Origin of the sequence: Micromonospora sp. NPDC005173 (genome assembly GCF_040608515.1) — a bacterium.
In the GTDB taxonomy this organism is placed as follows: domain Bacteria; phylum Actinomycetota; class Actinomycetes; order Mycobacteriales; family Micromonosporaceae; genus Micromonospora.
Map to the genome: position 1 here is coordinate 20,810 of NZ_JBEXIK010000058.1, position 17,226 is coordinate 38,035.

20 protein-coding genes are annotated in these 17,226 nt (G+C 72.4%); 7 read left to right on the forward strand and 13 right to left on the reverse strand.

Annotation, left to right across the window (positions count from 1 at the left end; genetic code table 11):
* Positions 1 to 24: 24 nt before the first annotated feature.
* The 6 genes from ABZV00_RS33905 to ABZV00_RS33930 form a co-directional block, all read right to left on the reverse strand.
* Entirely contained in the window at positions 25 to 1,509 is a 1,485-nt protein-coding gene (locus tag ABZV00_RS33905) for a HAMP domain-containing sensor histidine kinase (protein ID WP_355613780.1), read from the reverse strand.
* Positions 1,502 to 2,194, reverse strand: a complete 693-nt coding sequence (locus tag ABZV00_RS33910; protein ID WP_355613782.1) for a response regulator transcription factor — start codon at positions 2,192 to 2,194, stop codon at positions 1,502 to 1,504. The genes ABZV00_RS33905 and ABZV00_RS33910 overlap by 8 nt, the downstream gene beginning before the upstream one ends.
* A 103-nt stretch (positions 2,195 to 2,297) precedes the next feature.
* Positions 2,298 to 2,810, reverse strand: coding sequence for a hypothetical protein (locus tag ABZV00_RS33915; protein WP_355613809.1), 513 nt, complete (start codon positions 2,808 to 2,810; stop codon positions 2,298 to 2,300).
* A 144-nt stretch (positions 2,811 to 2,954) separates the two neighbouring features.
* Positions 2,955 to 3,887: a DUF1906 domain-containing protein gene (locus tag ABZV00_RS33920; RefSeq protein WP_355613784.1), complete on the reverse strand. Its 933-nt coding sequence runs from the start codon at positions 3,885 to 3,887 to the stop codon at positions 2,955 to 2,957.
* Positions 3,888 to 4,004: 117 nt separating this feature from the next.
* The gene (locus tag ABZV00_RS33925) at positions 4,005 to 5,006 is read right to left on the reverse strand and encodes an aminoglycoside phosphotransferase family protein (RefSeq protein ID WP_355613786.1); all 1,002 of its coding nucleotides are present in this window, start codon (positions 5,004 to 5,006) and stop codon (positions 4,005 to 4,007) included.
* A 71-nt stretch (positions 5,007 to 5,077) separates the two neighbouring features.
* Positions 5,078 to 6,250: an acetyl-CoA C-acyltransferase gene (locus ABZV00_RS33930; protein WP_328421793.1), complete on the reverse strand. Its 1,173-nt coding sequence runs from the start codon at positions 6,248 to 6,250 to the stop codon at positions 5,078 to 5,080.
* 145 nt (positions 6,251 to 6,395) lie between these two features.
* Between ABZV00_RS33930 and ABZV00_RS33935 the strand changes: the two genes are divergently transcribed.
* On the forward strand, positions 6,396 to 6,824 hold the full coding sequence (locus tag ABZV00_RS33935; RefSeq protein ID WP_328421795.1) for a PH domain-containing protein: 429 nt from the start codon (positions 6,396 to 6,398) through the stop codon (positions 6,822 to 6,824).
* A gap of 29 nt (positions 6,825 to 6,853) precedes the next feature.
* Here the strand turns inward: ABZV00_RS33935 and ABZV00_RS33940 are convergent, their stop codons facing one another.
* Both ABZV00_RS33940 and ABZV00_RS33945 read right to left on the reverse strand, forming a co-directional pair.
* On the reverse strand, positions 6,854 to 7,768 hold the full coding sequence (locus tag ABZV00_RS33940; protein WP_355613788.1) for a rhomboid family intramembrane serine protease: 915 nt from the start codon (positions 7,766 to 7,768) through the stop codon (positions 6,854 to 6,856).
* Between the two features lie 100 nt (positions 7,769 to 7,868).
* Positions 7,869 to 8,399: a peptidylprolyl isomerase gene (locus ABZV00_RS33945; protein ID WP_007453641.1), complete on the reverse strand. Its 531-nt coding sequence runs from the start codon at positions 8,397 to 8,399 to the stop codon at positions 7,869 to 7,871.
* A gap of 84 nt (positions 8,400 to 8,483) precedes the next feature.
* Between ABZV00_RS33945 and ABZV00_RS33950 the strand changes: the two genes are divergently transcribed.
* Complete coding sequence (locus ABZV00_RS33950) at positions 8,484 to 9,254, forward strand: hypothetical protein (RefSeq protein ID WP_355613790.1); 771 nt, start codon at positions 8,484 to 8,486, stop codon at positions 9,252 to 9,254.
* A 98-nt stretch (positions 9,255 to 9,352) separates the two neighbouring features.
* Here ABZV00_RS33950 and corA read toward each other — a convergent pair whose 3' ends face one another.
* The 4 genes from corA to ABZV00_RS33970 form a co-directional block, all read right to left on the reverse strand.
* Positions 9,353 to 10,498, reverse strand: coding sequence for a magnesium/cobalt transporter CorA (gene corA / locus ABZV00_RS33955; RefSeq protein ID WP_355613792.1), 1,146 nt, complete (start codon positions 10,496 to 10,498; stop codon positions 9,353 to 9,355).
* Positions 10,499 to 10,818: 320 nt separating this feature from the next.
* Positions 10,819 to 11,913 carry a PLP-dependent aminotransferase family protein gene (locus ABZV00_RS33960; RefSeq protein ID WP_355613794.1) on the reverse strand — a complete coding sequence of 365 codons (1,095 nt, stop codon included), beginning with the start codon at positions 11,911 to 11,913 and terminating at the stop codon, positions 10,819 to 10,821.
* Between the two features lie 106 nt (positions 11,914 to 12,019).
* A complete protein-coding gene (locus tag ABZV00_RS33965) occupies positions 12,020 to 12,478 on the reverse strand; it encodes an ester cyclase (protein ID WP_328421807.1) in 459 nt (152 codons plus the stop codon).
* Positions 12,479 to 12,579: 101 nt separating this feature from the next.
* Entirely contained in the window at positions 12,580 to 12,972 is a 393-nt protein-coding gene (locus tag ABZV00_RS33970) for a CBS domain-containing protein (RefSeq protein ID WP_355613796.1), read from the reverse strand.
* Positions 12,973 to 13,086: 114 nt separating this feature from the next.
* Between ABZV00_RS33970 and ABZV00_RS33975 the strand changes: the two genes are divergently transcribed.
* From ABZV00_RS33975 to ABZV00_RS33995, 5 genes are all read left to right on the forward strand, one after another.
* Positions 13,087 to 13,536 (forward strand): NUDIX domain-containing protein, encoded by a 450-nt coding sequence (locus ABZV00_RS33975; RefSeq protein ID WP_355613797.1) that lies wholly within the window; start codon positions 13,087 to 13,089, stop codon positions 13,534 to 13,536.
* Positions 13,533 to 14,300, forward strand: coding sequence for a hypothetical protein (locus tag ABZV00_RS33980; RefSeq protein WP_355613799.1), 768 nt, complete (start codon positions 13,533 to 13,535; stop codon positions 14,298 to 14,300). Before ABZV00_RS33975 ends, ABZV00_RS33980 begins: the two co-directional genes overlap by 4 nt.
* Before the next feature lie 79 nt (positions 14,301 to 14,379).
* Positions 14,380 to 15,111: a phosphocholine cytidylyltransferase family protein gene (locus ABZV00_RS33985; RefSeq protein WP_355613801.1), complete on the forward strand. Its 732-nt coding sequence runs from the start codon at positions 14,380 to 14,382 to the stop codon at positions 15,109 to 15,111.
* Positions 15,099 to 16,166, forward strand: a complete 1,068-nt coding sequence (locus tag ABZV00_RS33990; protein ID WP_355613803.1) for an iron-containing alcohol dehydrogenase family protein — start codon at positions 15,099 to 15,101, stop codon at positions 16,164 to 16,166. Before ABZV00_RS33985 ends, ABZV00_RS33990 begins: the two co-directional genes overlap by 13 nt.
* On the forward strand, positions 16,141 to 16,863 hold the full coding sequence (locus ABZV00_RS33995; RefSeq protein WP_328421820.1) for a CDP-alcohol phosphatidyltransferase family protein: 723 nt from the start codon (positions 16,141 to 16,143) through the stop codon (positions 16,861 to 16,863). The genes ABZV00_RS33990 and ABZV00_RS33995 overlap by 26 nt, the downstream gene beginning before the upstream one ends.
* Before the next feature lie 164 nt (positions 16,864 to 17,027).
* Here ABZV00_RS33995 and ABZV00_RS34000 read toward each other — a convergent pair.
* A partial coding sequence (locus ABZV00_RS34000) for a zinc ribbon domain-containing protein (protein WP_355613805.1) occupies positions 17,028 to 17,226 on the reverse strand: 199 nt, incomplete at its 5' end.

Consider the following 17,226-nt stretch of genomic DNA (forward strand, 5'->3'; position numbering starts at 1 on the left):
TGCCCCGCGACCACGAGCGGAGCGTCAGGCCAATGTTCGGGTCCGGTAAGGATCTCCGGGCAGTCGGACCGTGAACGCCGCGCCACCCTCCGGCGCGTGCCCCGCCACGATCTCACCGCCGAGCCGGCGGACCAGCCCGGCGGCCAGCGCCAGCCCCAGACCGCTGCCCACCTTGCGCACCCCCCGGTACCGCTGGTGCAGCGCACCCCGCTCGAACGCCACCGCCAGGTCGTCGTCGGTGAAGCCGGGTCCGCCGTCGCGGACCTCCAGCACGCCGCCGGCGGCCGGGTCCGCGCCGGCCGGCCGGACCGCGAGCACCACCGGCGCTCCCGGGGGTACGACCCGCAGCGCGTTCTCCAGCAGCCCGTCCACCACCTGCCGGATCCGCCCCGGATCGGTGTACGCCGGCACCGGCCCGCCCGGCGTCTCCACCCGGAACGGCACCCCCACCGCCGCGCACCGGCCCGACCAGGTCGGCTCGGCGTCGACGGCCAGCCGGGCAAGGTCCACCGGCACCGGTTCCAGCGGGAAGTCGGCGGCCTCCAGCCGGGCCAGCGCCAGCAGATCGCCGATCAACCGGTCCAGGTGCTGGGCCTCGGCCAGCACCGTCCGGCCGGTGTCGGCCGTGCCCTCTGCGCCGATCACCCCGTCGGCCAGCGCCTCGGCGTACCCCCGGATCGCGGTCAACGGGGTCCGCAGCTCGTGCGAGACGGAGAGCAGGAACTCCCGCTGCCGTCCCTCGCTGGTGGCCAGTGCGGCGGCCAACCCGTTCAACGCCTCGGCCAGGTCGGCGACCTCGTCCGGCGACTCGACCGGTACCCGGACGGCGCGGTCCCCGGCGCGCAGCCGAGCGGCGGCGGTGGCCGCGACGCGGATCGGCCGGGCCAACCGTCGGGCCAGCAGCAGCCCGGCCACCACGCCAGCGGCGAGCCCGGCCAGCAACGGCAACCAGAGGCTGAGCAGCACCTGCCGCCACAGCCCGGTCGTCGAGGCGCGGGAGAGCACCACCCCGTTGCCGCCGGGCAGTGCCCGGCCCTCGACCAGCGCGCGTCGGCCGTTCACCGGGCGGCGAACCGACACGTTGCGGCCCTGCTCGATCCGCTGCACCACCCGGGGCGGCAGGCCCGGTCGGTCGACCGTCCCCCGCCGGATCAGGTACGCGTCGATGCCCTGGTTACGCAGTTGCTGGATGAGGCGCTCCTCGTCGGCGCTGCGGCCCCGGTCCAGCCGTGTCCGCAGCACCTCGGCGGCGAGCCGGGCCTGCGCGGCGAGCGCCTCCTGATCGCGTCGCTCCGCGCCCCGGATCGCCAGCGGCACCGCGACGATCGCGGTGACCAGCACCGACACCAGTGCCACCGCACAGGTGACCAGGACCGCCCGGGCGGTCAGCGTCCGGCCGAACCGGCTGCGCCGAGGTGCGGCCGGCGGGCGAACGTCGACCACCGGCAGCGCCACTGTCGGCGACTCCGGGTGCGCTGCGGGCTGCTGCCGGCGGGCGTGGTCAGGCATCGACCGCGTACCCCACTCCCCGGTGGGTCCGGATCACGCTGGCCGGGCCGAGCTTCGCCCGTACCTGCGCGACGTGCACGTCAACGGTGCGGGTGCCGGCGTGTGCGGCGTACCCCCAGACCCCGGCCAGCAACTCCTCCCGGGTGAAGACCCGGCCGGGCCGGGCCATCAGGTGGGCCAGCAGGTCGAACTCGGTGGAGGTGAGCTGCACCGGGGCACCCGCGGCGGTGACCGTCCGGCGGGCCGGGTCGAGGGTGACCGGGCCGACGACGCGTGGCCGGTCCGCTCCCTCCGGGCCGCCGGCCGAGCGGCGCAGCACCGCGCGCACCCGGGCGACCAACTCCCGAGGGCTGAACGGCTTGGTGACGTAGTCGTCGGCGCCCAACTCCAGGCCGACGATCCGGTCCACCTCGTCGTCGCGTGCGGTGAGGAAGATGACCGGAGTCCAGTCGCCGGCCTCGCGCAACCGGCGGCAGACCTCGGTGCCGGGCAGGCCGGGCAGGGCGATGTCCAGGACGCAGGCCACCGGGCGCAGCCGGCGGGCGGCGTTCAGGCCGCCCTCGCCGTCCCGCTCCAGGTGGACGCCGAACCCGTCGCGGGTCAGGTAGAGCCGGACCAGGTCAGCGATGGCCGGCTCGTCCTCCACCACGAGGACGAGCCCGCGGTGCGGCGGTTCGACGGTCACCGGCCCATGATTGCCGACCCGATGGGCTCAGCGCGATCGGTGCGTGTTCGAGTTCGGTAAAGGCGACGCAAGGCCCGTCGCGGGCCTGGGGACCGGCGGGGCGTCAGCGCGCCACGACGGGGCGGAACACACTGGGCCGCGCGGTGGCCGCCGCGTCGCCGATGGTGGCGACGATCCGCTCGCGGGGAGTCCGCAGGCGGGTGCGGAAGGCGTGGTTGAGCAGTGCGTCGAGCTGCCACACCCGCTTCGGGTGGGTGGTATGGATCAGGAATCGCTCCCGGATCCCGTCGATCGCGGTGGCGGCCAACTCGACCGAGTGCAGCCGCGGGTCCGGGCTCCAGGTGACGTTGCTCAGCTCGCGTAGCTCGGTGTTGAGGTGCAGACGCAGCCGGTGCAGCAGCCGGGTCTGCTGGGTCACGACCAGCCGGCGGTGGGTGAGCAGCAGAAGATAGTCGCCGGTGACCGGGCGGTCTGGGCGGCTGCAACGGGTGACCAGGATGGTGGCGTCACCGGAGCCGACGCAGCGCCGGAAGACCGGCATGTGCCGGCTCAGGGTCTGCACGGCCAGGCCAGCCTCAGCGGCGGCCGGGAGGAACGTTCGGGAGAAGACGTCCATGACCTGCCCAACGACCTCCCCGGTGAGAGTGACGTGGGTCACGGCTGATTTTTGGAACTTCCATGTTCCGGGTCGCACTGGCTGTCCGACATCGGGCCGGCCCGGGTGCGGCGACCGCCCCGAAGGTGGGACTGCCGGCCTCCGTCAGCGGGTCGGTGGCCGCGTGCTGAGCCGTTGGAGAATCCTGGGCAGCTCTCGGAAGAGCTTCGACCGCGACCAACTCGGCTGGAGCCGGGGCGGCTGCCGGAGATCGAGGTAGTTGCTGTCGATGTTGATCCGCACCCCGCCCCAGGTCTCGTGGTGGTCGCCCTGGTACTGCTTCATCCGCTGGCCGGGCATCCAGTACGACGCCGGCAGGGCGCTGTCCGACACCGTCTGGACGCCGTCCCAGCGGGCAAAGTCGATCATGTCAGGGCGGGCGTGCCCCGACCGCTGGTAAGCCGCAACCTGATCCGGCAACCCCGCCGAGGCGACATTCGTGTAGAAGCCGGAGTAGAACTTCTGCTCGTGCAGCCGGGTGGTCCACGCGCTCACGAAGGAGTTGACCGCCTCGGTGCAGGCGGCGTTCCCGGCCGGGTAGCGCTCCATGTCGAGCGTGATCGTGCTGCCAAGAGACAGACCGAGGCTGCGGGCGTTGCGGACGGCGTCGTCAGCCGCCTCACGGCCCTGAACCGCAGCCCGGGCCGGATCGATCTTCCGCTGGTACGTCGAGCAGGGTGCCTGCAGGCCGACGTAGATCGGGAAGATCCGCCAGCCGGCCGCCTGCTGGGTCGCCACCCAACCCGGGGTCAGGTTGGGCTGGGCACAGCCCCGGTTGACGCCGCCGATGTAGATGCCGACCGCTCGGTACGGCGACTGCAGCCACGCCTTCATGGCCGCGTTCGACGGGGCGGTGCAGGTGTCGAAGCCCAGCCCGGTGAAGGTCCCCGGCTGTGGCCCGTCGTAGGCGGCAGCGGCCCGCGCCGGTCGAGCGGTGCCGGTCAGCGCGGCACCCACGGCGAGCACCCCGACCGCCAGCATGGCGAGAACACGGTGGGTGCCACGAGGCGGGCCGAACCGAGGAAGGCTGATGGTCACGTGTCTCCCGATCTCATGTGGACGGTCTGCGGGCCGGCGCCAAATCCTGCCCGCTCGGCCGGCCGCCTGTCCAGAGCGGTACCCGGATGAACGGACGCCAGGACGGCCGGCACAGCCTCAGACCGGATCGGATTCCAGCAGCTCCTCCAACCAGCCAGGGACCGCGTCGGCGTACTCGGCGCGGGCCGGGTCGGGGGTGTCCAGGGCGCGCCGCCAGGAGAGCGACCGGCTCACCGCGCCCACGCTGACCGCGAGGCCGGCGGCCTCGACAAGGGTCCGGCGGTCGTACCGGTCGGTCCACGCCTCCAGATAGGCGTCGCGCAACCGGGCCAGCCGGGCGTCGTCGGCCGACAGTTCGGTGGCGTACCGCACGGAGCGCAGCGTCACCAGCAGCGTGCCGAACGGGTGCGCCACCGAGGCGTCGCCCCAGTCGAAGTAGCGGTACCCGGCCGGGCCGGCGAAGACGTTGCCGTCGTGCAGGTCGTCGTGCTGCACGGTGGCCGGGATGCCGAAGTCGGCGAGCCGGCGACACCGCTCCGCGTACGCCGGCAGCTCCGCCCGCAGCCGCTCGTACGTCTCCGGGCTGAGCCCGCCCTCGCCGCCGATCCGCAGCGACTCGCGATCGTCGAGCAGCTCGGCGAGCAGCCCGGGCAGGACCTCGGGGCGGTGATCCGGAACGCCGAGCGCGATCAGCTCGTCGGCCCGGGGAACGGTGGCCAGTTGAAGCGCCGCGTACCCGGGCAGCGCCCGCTCCCAGTGCGTCAGGTCCCGGTCCCGGCCCAGCACGTCGCGCAGCGACTCCCCGCCGTCCGGCAGCAGCGACCAGCCCTGGTCGGGGTCCACCGCGATCGGCGCCAGCACCCGCTCGGGCGCCAGCCGGGCCAGCTCCGCGATCAGGACCGCCTCGTGCGCCGTACCCGGGTTGTTGGCCTTGAACCAGACCGGCCCGCCGTCGGTGGGCACCCGCCAGACCAGCGACCACGGCCGCACCCGAGGCTCCATCGGCCCGGTCACCCGCCGGTCGGCCCGGCTCAGCTGCCCGTCGACCCAGGACCGCGCCCGCACCTGCCACTGCTCGCCGGACCAGTCGGGCGCGTGCTTGTCGGCTGTCGTCGTCACGGTGCGCACCCTAGGCGGCCCAGCCGGGCCGGGGCGAGACGTTTTCCCGGAAGCCTTCCCGGGAGCGGGTGTCAGAGCAGCTCGACGATGGTGGCGTTGGCCATGCCGCCGCCCTCGCACATGGTCTGCAGGCCGTAGCGGATCCCGTTGTCCCGCATGTGCTGGAGCATCGTGGTCATGATCCGGGCGCCGGAGCCACCGAGCGGATGACCGAGGGCGATGGCCCCGCCGCGCGGGTTGAGCCGCTCCGGGTCCGCCTCGGTCTCCGCCAGCCAGGCCAGCGGCACCGGGGCGAACGCCTCGTTCACCTCGTACACCCCGATCTCCTCAATGCCCAGCCCCGCGCGGCGCAGCGCCTTCGCGGTCGCCGGGATCGGCGCGGTGAGCATGGTGACCGGGTCGTCGGCGGCGACCACGGCGGTGTGGATCCGGGCCAGCGGGCGCAGGCCGTGTCGGCTGGCCCACTCGCCGGTGGTGACCGCGAGCGCCGCGGCGCCGTCGGAGATCTGGGACGCCGACCCGGCGGTCACCACCCCGTCGGCACGGAACGGGGTGGCCAGCTCGCCGAGCTTTTCCAGGGAGGTGTCCCGGCGGATGCCCTCGTCGGCGGCGAACTTGCCGCCGTCACCGAGCGGCACCGGCGCCAGCTCCGGGTCGAAGGCGCCAGCGTCCTGCGCGGCGGCCGCCTTCTCGTGGCTGGCCAGCGCGAACTCGTCCAGCTGGGTACGCGAGAAGCGCCACCGGCGGGCGATCAGCTCGGCCCCGACCCCCTGGTTGAACGGCAGCGGCGCGTCGTCGGCGAAGCCCTCCACGCCCCGGTAGCGGTCCCGGAGCTGGTCGCTGAACGGCATGCCGCCCGCCACGCTGGAGCCCATCGGCACTCGGGTCATCGACTCCACCCCGCCAGCGACCACCAGATCGGCCTGGCCGGAGAGGACCGTCGCGGCGGCGAAGTGCAGCGCCTGCTGGCTGGAGCCGCACTGCCGGTCCAGCGTGGTGCCGGGGACCGTCTCGGGCCAGCCGGCGGCGAGCACGCCGTTGCGGGCGATGTTCCACGACTGCTCGCCGACCTGGGAGACACAACCCCAGAAGACGTCGTCGACCTGCGTCGGGTCGAGGCCGGTGCGCTCGGCGAGGGCGCGCAGCACGTGCGCCGAGAGGTCGACCGGGTGGACACCGGCGAGGCTGCCCTTGCGCCGACCGACCGGGGTGCGTACCGCGCCGACGATGACCGCGTCACTCATGTTTACTCCCCGGTAACCTGGGCTGCCTCGATCCTACGTCGTCCGTGGACCGGCCGTCCCTCCCCGGTCCCGTCCGCCCCATCCGTGCCGACTCGGCGGCCCGGGCCGACGCGGTCCCAGCGGTCGACGCTGGCATGCTGATCGGATGGATGCCGAAGCTCCCCTGATCCGGCAGTGGCGGGTGCCGACGAGCGTGCCGCTGGCGAAACTGGCCGGCGCGGTCGTCCTGGTGGCGCTCGGCCTGCTCTTCGCCGAGGGCGACCCGGTGCAGCTGACGGTGATCGGGCTGGTCGCCGCCGGGCTGGCCGGCTGGGCGCTGCGCGACCTGCTGGCGCCGGTCCGACTCGCGGTCGACCCGGCCGGCGTGGTCGTCACCCAGGGCTTCGCCGGCCGTCGCCTGCTGCCCTGGGCCACGGTCGAGCGGATCACCGTGGACCGCCGACCCCGGCTCGGGCTGACCACCGAACATCTGGAGATCGACGCCGGGGAGTCGCTGCACCTGTTCAGCCGGTACGACCTGGGGGCCGCCCCGGACGACGTGGCCGAGGCGCTCCAGGCCGCCCGGCCGACGTGACCGCCCGGCGCGGCGGCTGACCCGACCGGTCAGCCGGCGAGCAGTTGCGCGGTCCGGAACAGGACCAGACCGAGCAGGATCAGCAGGATGACCGCGCCGCCGCCGGCCTGCACCAAGGTGCGTCGGCCACGCGGTGCGTACGCGAGCACCAGGGCCATCGCCCCACCGACCACCAGGCCACCCAGGTGCCCAGGGATCGAGATGCCCGGCACGGTCAACGTGAACACCAGGTTGATCACCAGGATCGGGATCACCTGGGAGATGTCCCGGCCCATCTTGCGCTCGATGATGATCAGCGCGGCGAAGAGGCCGAAGACGGCGGTGGACGCGCCGGCGGTGGCCGAGTTCTGGGCGCTGAACAGGTAGGCGGCGACGTTACCGCCGAGGCCCGCGATCAGGTAGAGCGCGCCGAAGCGCAGCGGCCCGAGATTGGCCTCCAGCGACCGGCCGAGCACCCACAGAGCCCACATATTGAGTAGCAGGTGGATCACGCCGTAGTGCAGGAACATCGCGGTGACCAGGCGGTACCACTGGCCATCGGCGACCCCACCGAGCGTGCCGTCGGGGAAGACCGCCAGCCCGAGCACCGAACCCCAGTTGGTCAGCGGCGTGCTGCCGCCCATCAGGCCGCCGAAGCCGGAGCCGCCCACCGCCGCGTCCCCACCCCGGTCGGAGGCGATGGAGAGCAGCATGAGCAGCACGTTCAGCGCGATCAGCGCCTTGGTGACGTAGCCGTGCCGGCCGGCGGCACCGCCACCGAAGGCGGTACGCGCCGGCCGGACGCTGCGACGTCCCTCGTTGACGCACTCCGGGCACTGGTGCCCGACGGACGCCTCCCGCATGCAGTCCGGGCAGATCGGCCGGTCGCAGCGGGTGCACCGGATGTAGGTCTCCCGGCCGGGGTGCCGGTAGCAGACCGGGGCGGTCGGCGGCGACTCGCTCACCGGGCCAACCCTCCGTCTGCCACCGCGCGGTCCACCGGCGCCAGCCGGTGGGGTGCTCCGGAGCGCTCAATCATGCGAGCAAAGGTACCTCGCCGGCCGATCAGGCAGCAGACCGCTCGATCTCGACCCGCTCGATGACGACGTCCTGAAGCGGACGGTCGCTCGGGCCGGTCGGGGTGTTCGCGATCGAGTCGACGACCTTCACCGACTCCTCGTCGGCGACCTGGCCGAAGATGGTGTGCCGGTTGTTGAGGTGCGGCGTCGGGGACACGGTGATGAAGAACTGCGAACCGTTGGTGCCCGGTCCGGCGTTCGCCATCGCCAGCAGGTACGGCCGGTCGAAGCGCAGCTCCGGGTGGAACTCGTCGGCAAACTTGTAGCCCGGTCCACCCCGGCCGGTGCCGGTCGGGTCGCCCATCTGGACCATGAAACCGCTGATCACCCGGTGCGAGATGGTCCCGTCGTAGTACGGACCGCTGCCCGGCTGACCGGTGCGCGGGTCGGTGTACTCCCGATTGCCCTCGGCCAGGTCGATGAAGTTGCGGACCGTCTTCGGAGCGTGGTTCGGGAAGAGCTCCAGCCGGATCGGGCCAGCGTTGGTGTGCAAGGTGGCGTAGACAGCCTCGGCCACGGGTACTCCTCACTCGTTGGTCAGTTCCATGCGGATCCTCCCATGTGCCCGATCTGGCATCGCGGAGGCATCCGAAGGTGGAGGATGACGAAGGAACAACTCCCAGGAGGTAGGACCGTGTTTGGAATCGGGCGGCGTAAGTCCCAGGGGCAGCTGGCCAAGGCCGAGCTGAACCAGAGCATCGGCCACCTGGTGCAGGCAGCCAACCACGCCGCGAGGGGCGCTGGCGCGACGGTCGGACCGCGCGTCCAGGTGGCCCGGGGCTACGTCGGGCCGGCTGCGGCGAAGGTGCGCGACCGCGCGTCGACCGGCTGGGGGACCACACTCACCACGCTGGCACCGCTGGCCGCGGCGGCCCGTGACGGCGCCGCGCAGGCAGGGCCGATGACCAGGAAGGCCAGGTCGAAGAACATGCGGATTACCGGCAAGAAGAAGCAGCCGCGCCGTCGCGGCTCGATGATGACCGGCCTGCTGGCAGCAGGTGCCATCGCCGGCCTGGCCGGCGCGGTCGCCCTGCGCCGCCGTCGGGAGCAGCAGGAGTGGGCCGAGTACGACCCGGCCCGCACCTTGGAGCCGATGCGCGACGAGGTGGGCTCGATCGAGGTGCAGACCCCGTCGGCCGGCACCAAGGGGACCGACGGTTCCACCATGGCCGGGATGACCGCCGCCGGCAGCTCGGCCGTGGCCGGCGGCGACAGCGCCAGCACCACCGGGGCGGCCAAGCCGGGCGGCGTCCGGCCGACCGACAAGGTCCCCGCCGTCGCCGAGGGCGCCAAGGACGTCTCCGGGCGCCCGGCCGACGACCTCACCAAGGCGCTGGGCAAGGACACCGCCCGCACCAACGGGCGCCGCTGACCGCAAGGGTCACGGAAAAGCGCCGGCGAGGCGGGGAGCACCCCGCACCGCCGGCGCTTCCGCGTCCGGGGGTGGTCCGGCGCCGCCGGGCCGGCCGGTCAGAGCCAGCCGTTGCGGCGGAACCAGCGGTAGAGGGCCAGGGAGACGCCGAGCATGAGGGCGAGTACGACGGGATAGCCGTACGTCATCTTCAGCTCGGGCATGTTGTCGAAGTTCATCCCGTATATCCCGGCGATGGCAGTCCACACCGCGGCGATGCCGGCCCACGCGGCGATCTTGCGCATGTCGTTGTTCTGGTCGACGGTGACCTGCGCCAGTCGCGCCTGCAGGATCGAGTTCAGCAGGTCGTCATACGAGTTGACCTGCTCGACCGTGCGGCTCAGGTGATCCTGCACGTCCCGGAAGTAGCGCCGGATCTCCTTGGGCACGTCCCGGTTGACCTGGGAAGTCAGGGTCATCAGCGGCCGCTGCAGCGGGCCCACCGCCCGCTTGAACTCCACCAGCTCGCGCTTCATCTGGTAGATCCGCTGGATCCGGCCCCTGCCGTTGCGGTCGAAGACCTCGGCCTCCAGTACGTCCAGGTCGTCCTCGAGCTGGTCGGCGACCTCCAGGTAGAGGTCGACCACCCGGTCGGTCACCCCGTACGCCACCGCCCACGGGCCGTGGAGCAGCAACTCCTGCTTGGTCTCCAGGTCGGCACGGACCGGGGAGAGCCGGCAGGCGTCCCCGTGCCGGACGCTGATCAGGAAGTGCGGGCCGATGAAGAGCATCACCTGGCCGGTCTCCACGACCTCGGAGTTCTCGGTCAGCTCAGCGTGCTCGCAGTACCGGGCGGTGCGCAGCACCAGGAAGCTGACGTCGCCGAACCGCTCCAGCTTGGGACGCTGCTCGGCCTTCACCGCGTCCTCGACGGCAAGCTCGTGCAGACCGTAGGTCTCCGCGATGGCGGTCATCTCGGACAGCTCGGGCTGGTGCAGCCCGATCCAGACGAAGCCGTGCTCCTCGCGGCGCGCCGCAGCCAGGGCATCCGCGTACGTCCAGTCGCCGGGTTGCCGCTTGCCGTCGATGTAGAGCGCGCAGTCGACCACGCCGCTACGACCGCTGCCGGTGGGGCTCGGCACGGGCGGCGAGCCGTCGGCGTTGAGGATCCGGGTCATCGCCCGGACCGGAGACGGCCACGCCCGGGGTCGTAGCACCCGGCCGGTGTTCAACGGCGCCCGGCCCCGCTCTTCCCGATCCGTCATCGCGTCACCTCCCCGCGCTCAGCTGCGGCTTGCAGGCTACGCCGGTTGCCGCGGAGAGCACGGGTGACGGCGGTCGCATGGGGGGGTGGCGCCGGGCGGGCCGGGCCGCATCGGGGGGTGCGGGGACGACACGGCCCACCCGGCGCCGGTGGGGGCGGGGGTTGTGCTGCACGCGTCATCCGGGTCAGCGGGGGTGGCCAGCAACGGGCGGTGATCTCCGCTACACCTGAGTGACGCTCGCAGCATTGTGAGCCGCCGGCCGCCCGGACGGGAGTCTCGGAACGGCCGGCATCGTCGTTTTGTCGGGAATCCGACAGAAATCAGCTGCGGACGGCCCCTACGGCCGCCGCCAGCCGGCGGACACCCTCGTCGATCCGATCGGCGGTCACCGCCGAGAAGGCCAGCCGCAGGGCGTGCTGCCCACCGTCCAACACGAAGTCGCTGCCCTTGACCACGGCGACCCCACGCTCGGCCGCCGCCGGGGCGAGCCGGTCGACCAGCACGTCCTCCGGGAACTCCACCCAGAGGAAGTAGCCGCCGTCGGGCTCCACGAACCGAGCCTGCGGCAGGTGCCGGCGCAGCGACTCGGCGAGCACCTGGGCCCGCTCACCCAGCGCCGCCCGGACGGTCTCGATCGAGCGGTCGATCTCACCGGAGACACAGAACTGGTGCACGATCGCCTGGGACACCATGCCGGGCGAGATGTAGAGGCTGGTCGCGTTCCTGGCGATGTCCGCGATCAGGTCCGACGAGCCGACCAGGTACCCGACCCGCACGCCCGGGCAGACCGTCTTGGTGAAACTCGACGCGTGCACCACCACGTTGCGGGTGTCCAGCGAGAGCATCGACGGCAGCGCCTCGCCACGGAACCGGATGTCCGCGTACGGGTCGTCCTCGAAGAGGATGAACCCGTACTCGGCGGCCAGGTCGAGCAACTCCCGACGCTTCTCCAGGGAGAGCGTCACGCCGGCCGGGTTCTGGTAGTTCGGGATGATGTGCGCGAGCCGGGGCCGAACCCCGGACTCCAGCAGCTTGCGCAGCTCAGCGGTGTCCAGGCCGTCCGGCTGGACCGGGACGGCGTGCAGCTCACTGCCCATCCGCTGGAGGTTGAGCAGCGTCCGGTCGTACGTCGGGCGCTCCACCACGACCGCGTCGCCGGGGCGGACCAGGTGGTCGAAGAGGAACGCGTCGGCCTGGAGCGACCCGTTGGTGACCAGCACCTGGTCGGCCGCGACCCCGTGCTTCTCGGCGATCCACTTCCGCAGTGGTACATAGCCGACGGAGGTGCCGTAGGCCGTAATCCCGGCTGGGTCGGCGTCGAAGGCGCGGACGGCGGCGGCCTTGAGCCCCTCGACATCGACGATGTCCAGCGAGGGAGCCCCACGGGCGAAGGAGATCAGCTGCTCGGCGGTCATGGATGTTGAGCGTACGGGCGGCGACGGGGGGCGCGCGGACGGCACGGCGATGTCCGCATCCTGAGCCACCGGGTCGGGTGACCCGACTCCACCGGACGGCGACAGATCAGACCGGAAGGGCGAGCGAGTCGTGCTGCGCCGCCCGGGAAAGTCCCTCCAGCTGCACGCCGAGCGCGTCGAGGAGCTGACTCCAGTCGAAGTAGGACCGCCAGGCGACGATCCGCCCCCGGCGGGCCCGAACCACGTCGGCCACCTCCCAGCTCACCATGCGCCCGGTGGGCGCGACGGTGCCGAACGGCGTGTGCAGCGTGCCGGTCTGGGTGCCGGTCAGGCGCAGCTCAATAGCCGCGCCCCCGCCGGTGCGCACCGCGCCCAGCGGGTCGACCCGCAGGTCCGGGAAGGCGCCGGTCCAGGTCCGCAGCAGCGCGGGCAGCTCGATCGGGCGGACCGTGACACCCGGCATGGCGTAGAACGCCTCCGGGGCATAGAGATCCGGCAGCCGGGCAACGTCCCGCCGCAGGAGCATGGCGTACTGCTGCTCGACCAGGAACTCCGCGTCGCGCATCAGGCCCTCCCCCACGGGCCACGGCGTCTCCGCGCCCGCAAGGGATCCCTACCCGTCGATCGGACCGGGCACACCTGCGCGCCGGAATCCGGCATGCCCAGTCAGGTCGTGGCGACCACCGTGCTTTCCGCCCAGACCCGCATGATGTCCCGGACGGAGATCACGCCGGCCACCTCGCGGCCGTCCAGCACCACCAGGTGCCGGAACCCACCCCGGGCCATCGCGGCGGCCGCCTCGGCCACCGTCCACTCCGGCCCGGCGTAGACGACGTCCCAGGTCAGATGGGCGCCGGTGCGTTCCACGTCGCAGTCCAGGCCGGCGCCGATGGCCTTCAACACGTCGCGTTCGGTCATGATCCCGATCCCCTCCGAGTCCGGATCGATCACGACCGCCGACCCGATACCGCGGGCCGACATCATCCGCGCCGCCTGGCGGAGCGTGTGCTCCGGACCGACGACGAGGACCTGGCTGGACATCGCTTCCCGTACCTGCATCACGCATCACCCCTTTGGGACGGTGGCATCCGGTACCGACATGGTGGTCCGTGGATGTTTCCTGGACAAGACCGGGCATCGTCGCGACGCCGGAACGCTCGCTACTGTCGAACGGTGTCCACCGACCCCCTGCGCTGCGCCGGCGCGCTGATCGTCGACCACGACGGCCGCATCTTCTTTCAGCGCCGATCGCCGCACCGACGCCTCTTTCCCAACTGTTGGGACATCGTCGGTGGCCATCTCGAACCGGGCGAGGAGATCGACGAGGCGCTCCGCCGGGAAATCACCGAGGAGACCGGCTGGATCCTGTCGCACGTTCTCGGTCAGGTGGGTGAGTACCACTACGTCGGCGACGACGGCCTGGCCCGGATCGAATACGACTTCCTGGTCCGGGTGGACGGCGACCTCGACCACCCGACGCTGGAGGCCGGCAAGCACACCGAGTACCGCTGGCTGGCCGAGCACGAGGTGACCGTGCTGGACGAGAACCGCGACGTCAACGACGGGCTGATCCGGCGGATCGCGGAGGAGGGCTTCGCCGTCCTGCGGTCGATCGGTCTGTGAACACCGTCGACCTGGCGCCGCACCGGTTCGCCGGGCTGCTCGCCCCGGCCGTGGACCGGGTCTTCCGCGCCGGCATGCTGGCCGGCCGCGACGGTGGCGGCGCCGAGCTGAGCCAGCGGTACGGCGGAGTGGCGGCGACCGGCTTCCTGGTCGACCTGCGCACCCGCCTGGCCGCACCCGGTGGCACGGTCGACGGGCCGGGGTTCGCGGCGATCACCCGGTACCACGACCCGGTCACCTGCCAGCGGACCGTGGACAAACAGGTGGCGCACGGGATGCTCCACCGCGGCCCGGACGGCGCGCTCTCCGCCACCGAGCGGGGCACGGCCTTCCTCACCGAGCTGTACCAGGTGCACGCCGAGGTCACCGAGGAGCTGTGGGCGGGGCACGACGAGCGGGTTCCACGGCTGGTGGCGGCGCTCGGCCGGCTGCTGTCGTACGCCCTGGTGCTGGCCGACGAGGAGGGGGACCGGGGCGGGTCGGCCTTCGCCGCGATGGCGCCCCCGTACGAGCCGGACGGCACCCCGTCGGGCGTGCTGCTGCTCAACCGGCTCGGCACGCTGCGATACCACCGGGCCGACGCGCACGCCGCCGCCTGGGCTGCCGCCGGGCACACCGCGTCGAGCATCGCCGCCCTGCCGACCGGCCCCGAGCGGCTCGCCATCGAGCTGGAGACCGACCGACGGGCGGCCGGCCCGTACGCCGCGCTCGGCGCGGAGGAGCGGCTGACCATGCTCGCCGACCTGGCGGCGTTCCCCGGCTGACCCGGTTGGCCGGAGCGGCGCGGCCACCCGGGGCTATCCTCCACCGGTGACGGGGAGCAGGACGAGGGAGGATGTCGGGATGATCGGGATGGTGCTCGCAGCCGGGGCCGGGCGCCGGCTGCGCCCGTACACCGACACGCTGCCCAAGGCGTTGGTGCCGGTGGACGGCGAGACGACGATCCTGGACATCGCGCTGGGCAACCTGGCCGAGGTCGGGCTCACCGACATCGTGATCGTGGTCGGCTACGCGGCTGACGCGGTCCGCGAGCGGCAGGCCGACCTGGAGAAGCGGTACGGGGTCACGCTCACCCTGGTCCACAACGACAAGGCCGAGGAGTGGAACAACGCCTACTCGCTCTGGCTGGCCCGGGAGTACTTCGCTCGCGGGGTGCTGCTGGTCAACGGGGACACCGTGCACCCGGTGAGCGTGGAGAAGACCCTGCTCGCCGAGCGCGGGCCCGGCATCCTGCTCGCGGTGGACACCCTCAAGCCGCTGGCCGAGGAGGAGATGAAGACCATCTTCGACGCCGCCGGCCAGCTCACCCGGATCACCAAGATCATGGACCCGGGCGAGGCGTACGGGGAGTACATCGGTGCCACGCTGATCGAGCCGCAGGTCGCCGACGCGCTCGCCGACGCGCTGGAGACCACCTGGCGGCGCGACCCGAACCTCTACTACGAGGACGGCTACCAGGAGTTCGCCGACCGGGGCGGGGAGGTGCGGGCGGCGCCGATCGGCGACGTCCCCTGGGTGGAGGTCGACAACCACGCCGACCTGGCCCGCGCGCGGGAGATCGCGTGCCGCTACTAGCCCGCACGGTCAACACTCCGCTGCTGATCGAGGTCCGGCGGGGTGCGGTGGCGGACCTGGGGCCGCTGTTGGCCGACCGGAGGATCTCCGCTGGCGGCGACGTGGCGGTGGTGGTCGGTCCCGGTCAGGGCGAGAAGATCGTCGAGCTGTGCCGGCCCAGCCTCGGGTCAGCCGACGTCTTCACCGTCGTCGGCGGCACCATCGACGCCGCGAACGAGCTCGGTGACCGGCTCCGGGCCCGCTCGTACGACGCGGTGATCGGCATCGGCGGCGGGAAGACCATCGACACTGCCAAGTACGCCGCCACCCGGTACGGCATGCCGATGGTGACCGTGGCGACCAGCCTGGCCAACGACGGCATCGCCTCACCCACCGCCTCACTCGATCATGAGGGCGGCAAGGGTTCCTACGGGGTGCACATCCCGATCGCGGTGATCGTCGACCTGGACTTCGTGGAGAACGGCCCGGACAGTCAGACCCAGGCGGGGATCGGCGACGCGGTCAGCAACGTGAGCGCCTGCGCGGACTGGGAGTTGGCGCACGAGGTCCGCGGCGAGCCGATCGACGGCCTCGCCATCACGCTGGCGCGGACCGGCGCCGAGGCGTTGATCAACCACCCCGGCAAGATCACGGACGACGCGTTCCTCACCACGCTGGCGGAGGCGTTGATCCTCGGCGGGATCGCCAGTTCGGTGTGCGGGTCGACCCGCCCGGCCAGCGGCGGCGACCACGAGATCTCCCACGCCATCGACCGGCTCTATCCCGGCACCGGCTCCCACGGCGAGCAGGTCGGGCTCGGCGCGCTCTTCTGCACCTTCCTCCGCGGGGACCCGGAGCGGTTCGGTCAACTAGCCCGTTGCCTGCACAGACACGGCCTCGCCACCGTTCCCGGCGATCTGGGGCTCACCGACGACCAGTTCATCGAGGCGGTGCAGTTCGCCCCGCGCACCCGACCGGATCGGTACACCATCCTCGAACACCTGGCCCTGTCGCCTACCGAGACGCGGGAGCGGCTGGCAGACTACGCCGGTGCAATCCGCGACCAGCTTGGCTGACCCCCGTCCCACCGTCGCCGACTTCCACCGGGTGAACCGGGGCGGCGGCCTGTTCAGTGAGTCGATCAGCCAGTGGTTGGGGGCCGTCTTCGCGCTGGTCGCCCAGCGACTCGGGCTGCGCCCGACCGCGCTGACCCTCACCAACCTGGTGCTCGGGCTGGCCACCTCGGTCACCGTGGTGGCGCTCGCCGGTCCGGTCGCCGACGGCGACGTACCGGCCTGGGTGGTCGGCCTGCTCGCCCTGGTCGGCTGGCAGGTGGCGTACGCGCTGGACTGCGCGGACGGGCAACTGGCCCGGGTGACCGGCCAGCGCAGCGCAGCCGGCGCCCGGATCGACGTGCTCTGCGACGTGGCCGCGCAGATCGCCCTGGTGGCCGCGCTCGCCGCCACCGCGGTGGCGCAGGAGCCGTCGACCCCCACCTGGCTGGTGGCGACCTTCGCCGGCACCTGGATGGTCAACCTGGTCACCTCAGTGATGCAGTCCGGCCCGAACGCGGCCAGCATGGTCACCTCGACCTCGCTGCCGGTCCGCCTGGTGAAGCTGGTCCGCGACTACGGCGCGGTGATCTTCGTGGCCGCCCTGGTGCTGGCCGTGGCCCCCGCGCTGGTCCTCTGGGTGATCATCGCGTTCACCATCGTGAACGGCGGCTTCCTGCTCGCCAGCATCGCCTTCTCCGCCCGCGCCTCCCTGCGCTGACCCGCCCCGGCGCCCCGCGCCGCCATGGTGCGAGCGCCTCGGCAAGATCGTGCTCGATCTAGGAAATAGGGGTATCCGGCCGCTCACTCTTTCCATGAGTCAGCTTCTCGACCCTGAAGGGCCGAGCTTGCGGATCGTGACGGCTCGTGGTGATGAGCACGAGGTCACGCCGCGTTCGGCAGGCTGACGGCTGCCCAGCCCGTAACACCGCGTGCGGCGATGTTGCGGGCTGCGTTCCGGTCGGCGTGCTCAGCGAAGCCGCACGACTGGCAGTGGAAGGTGGATTGGTTGGGCCGGTTGGCCTTGGCGACGTGTCCGCAGGCGGAGCATCCCTGCGAGGTGTACGCCGGGTCGACGTGCACG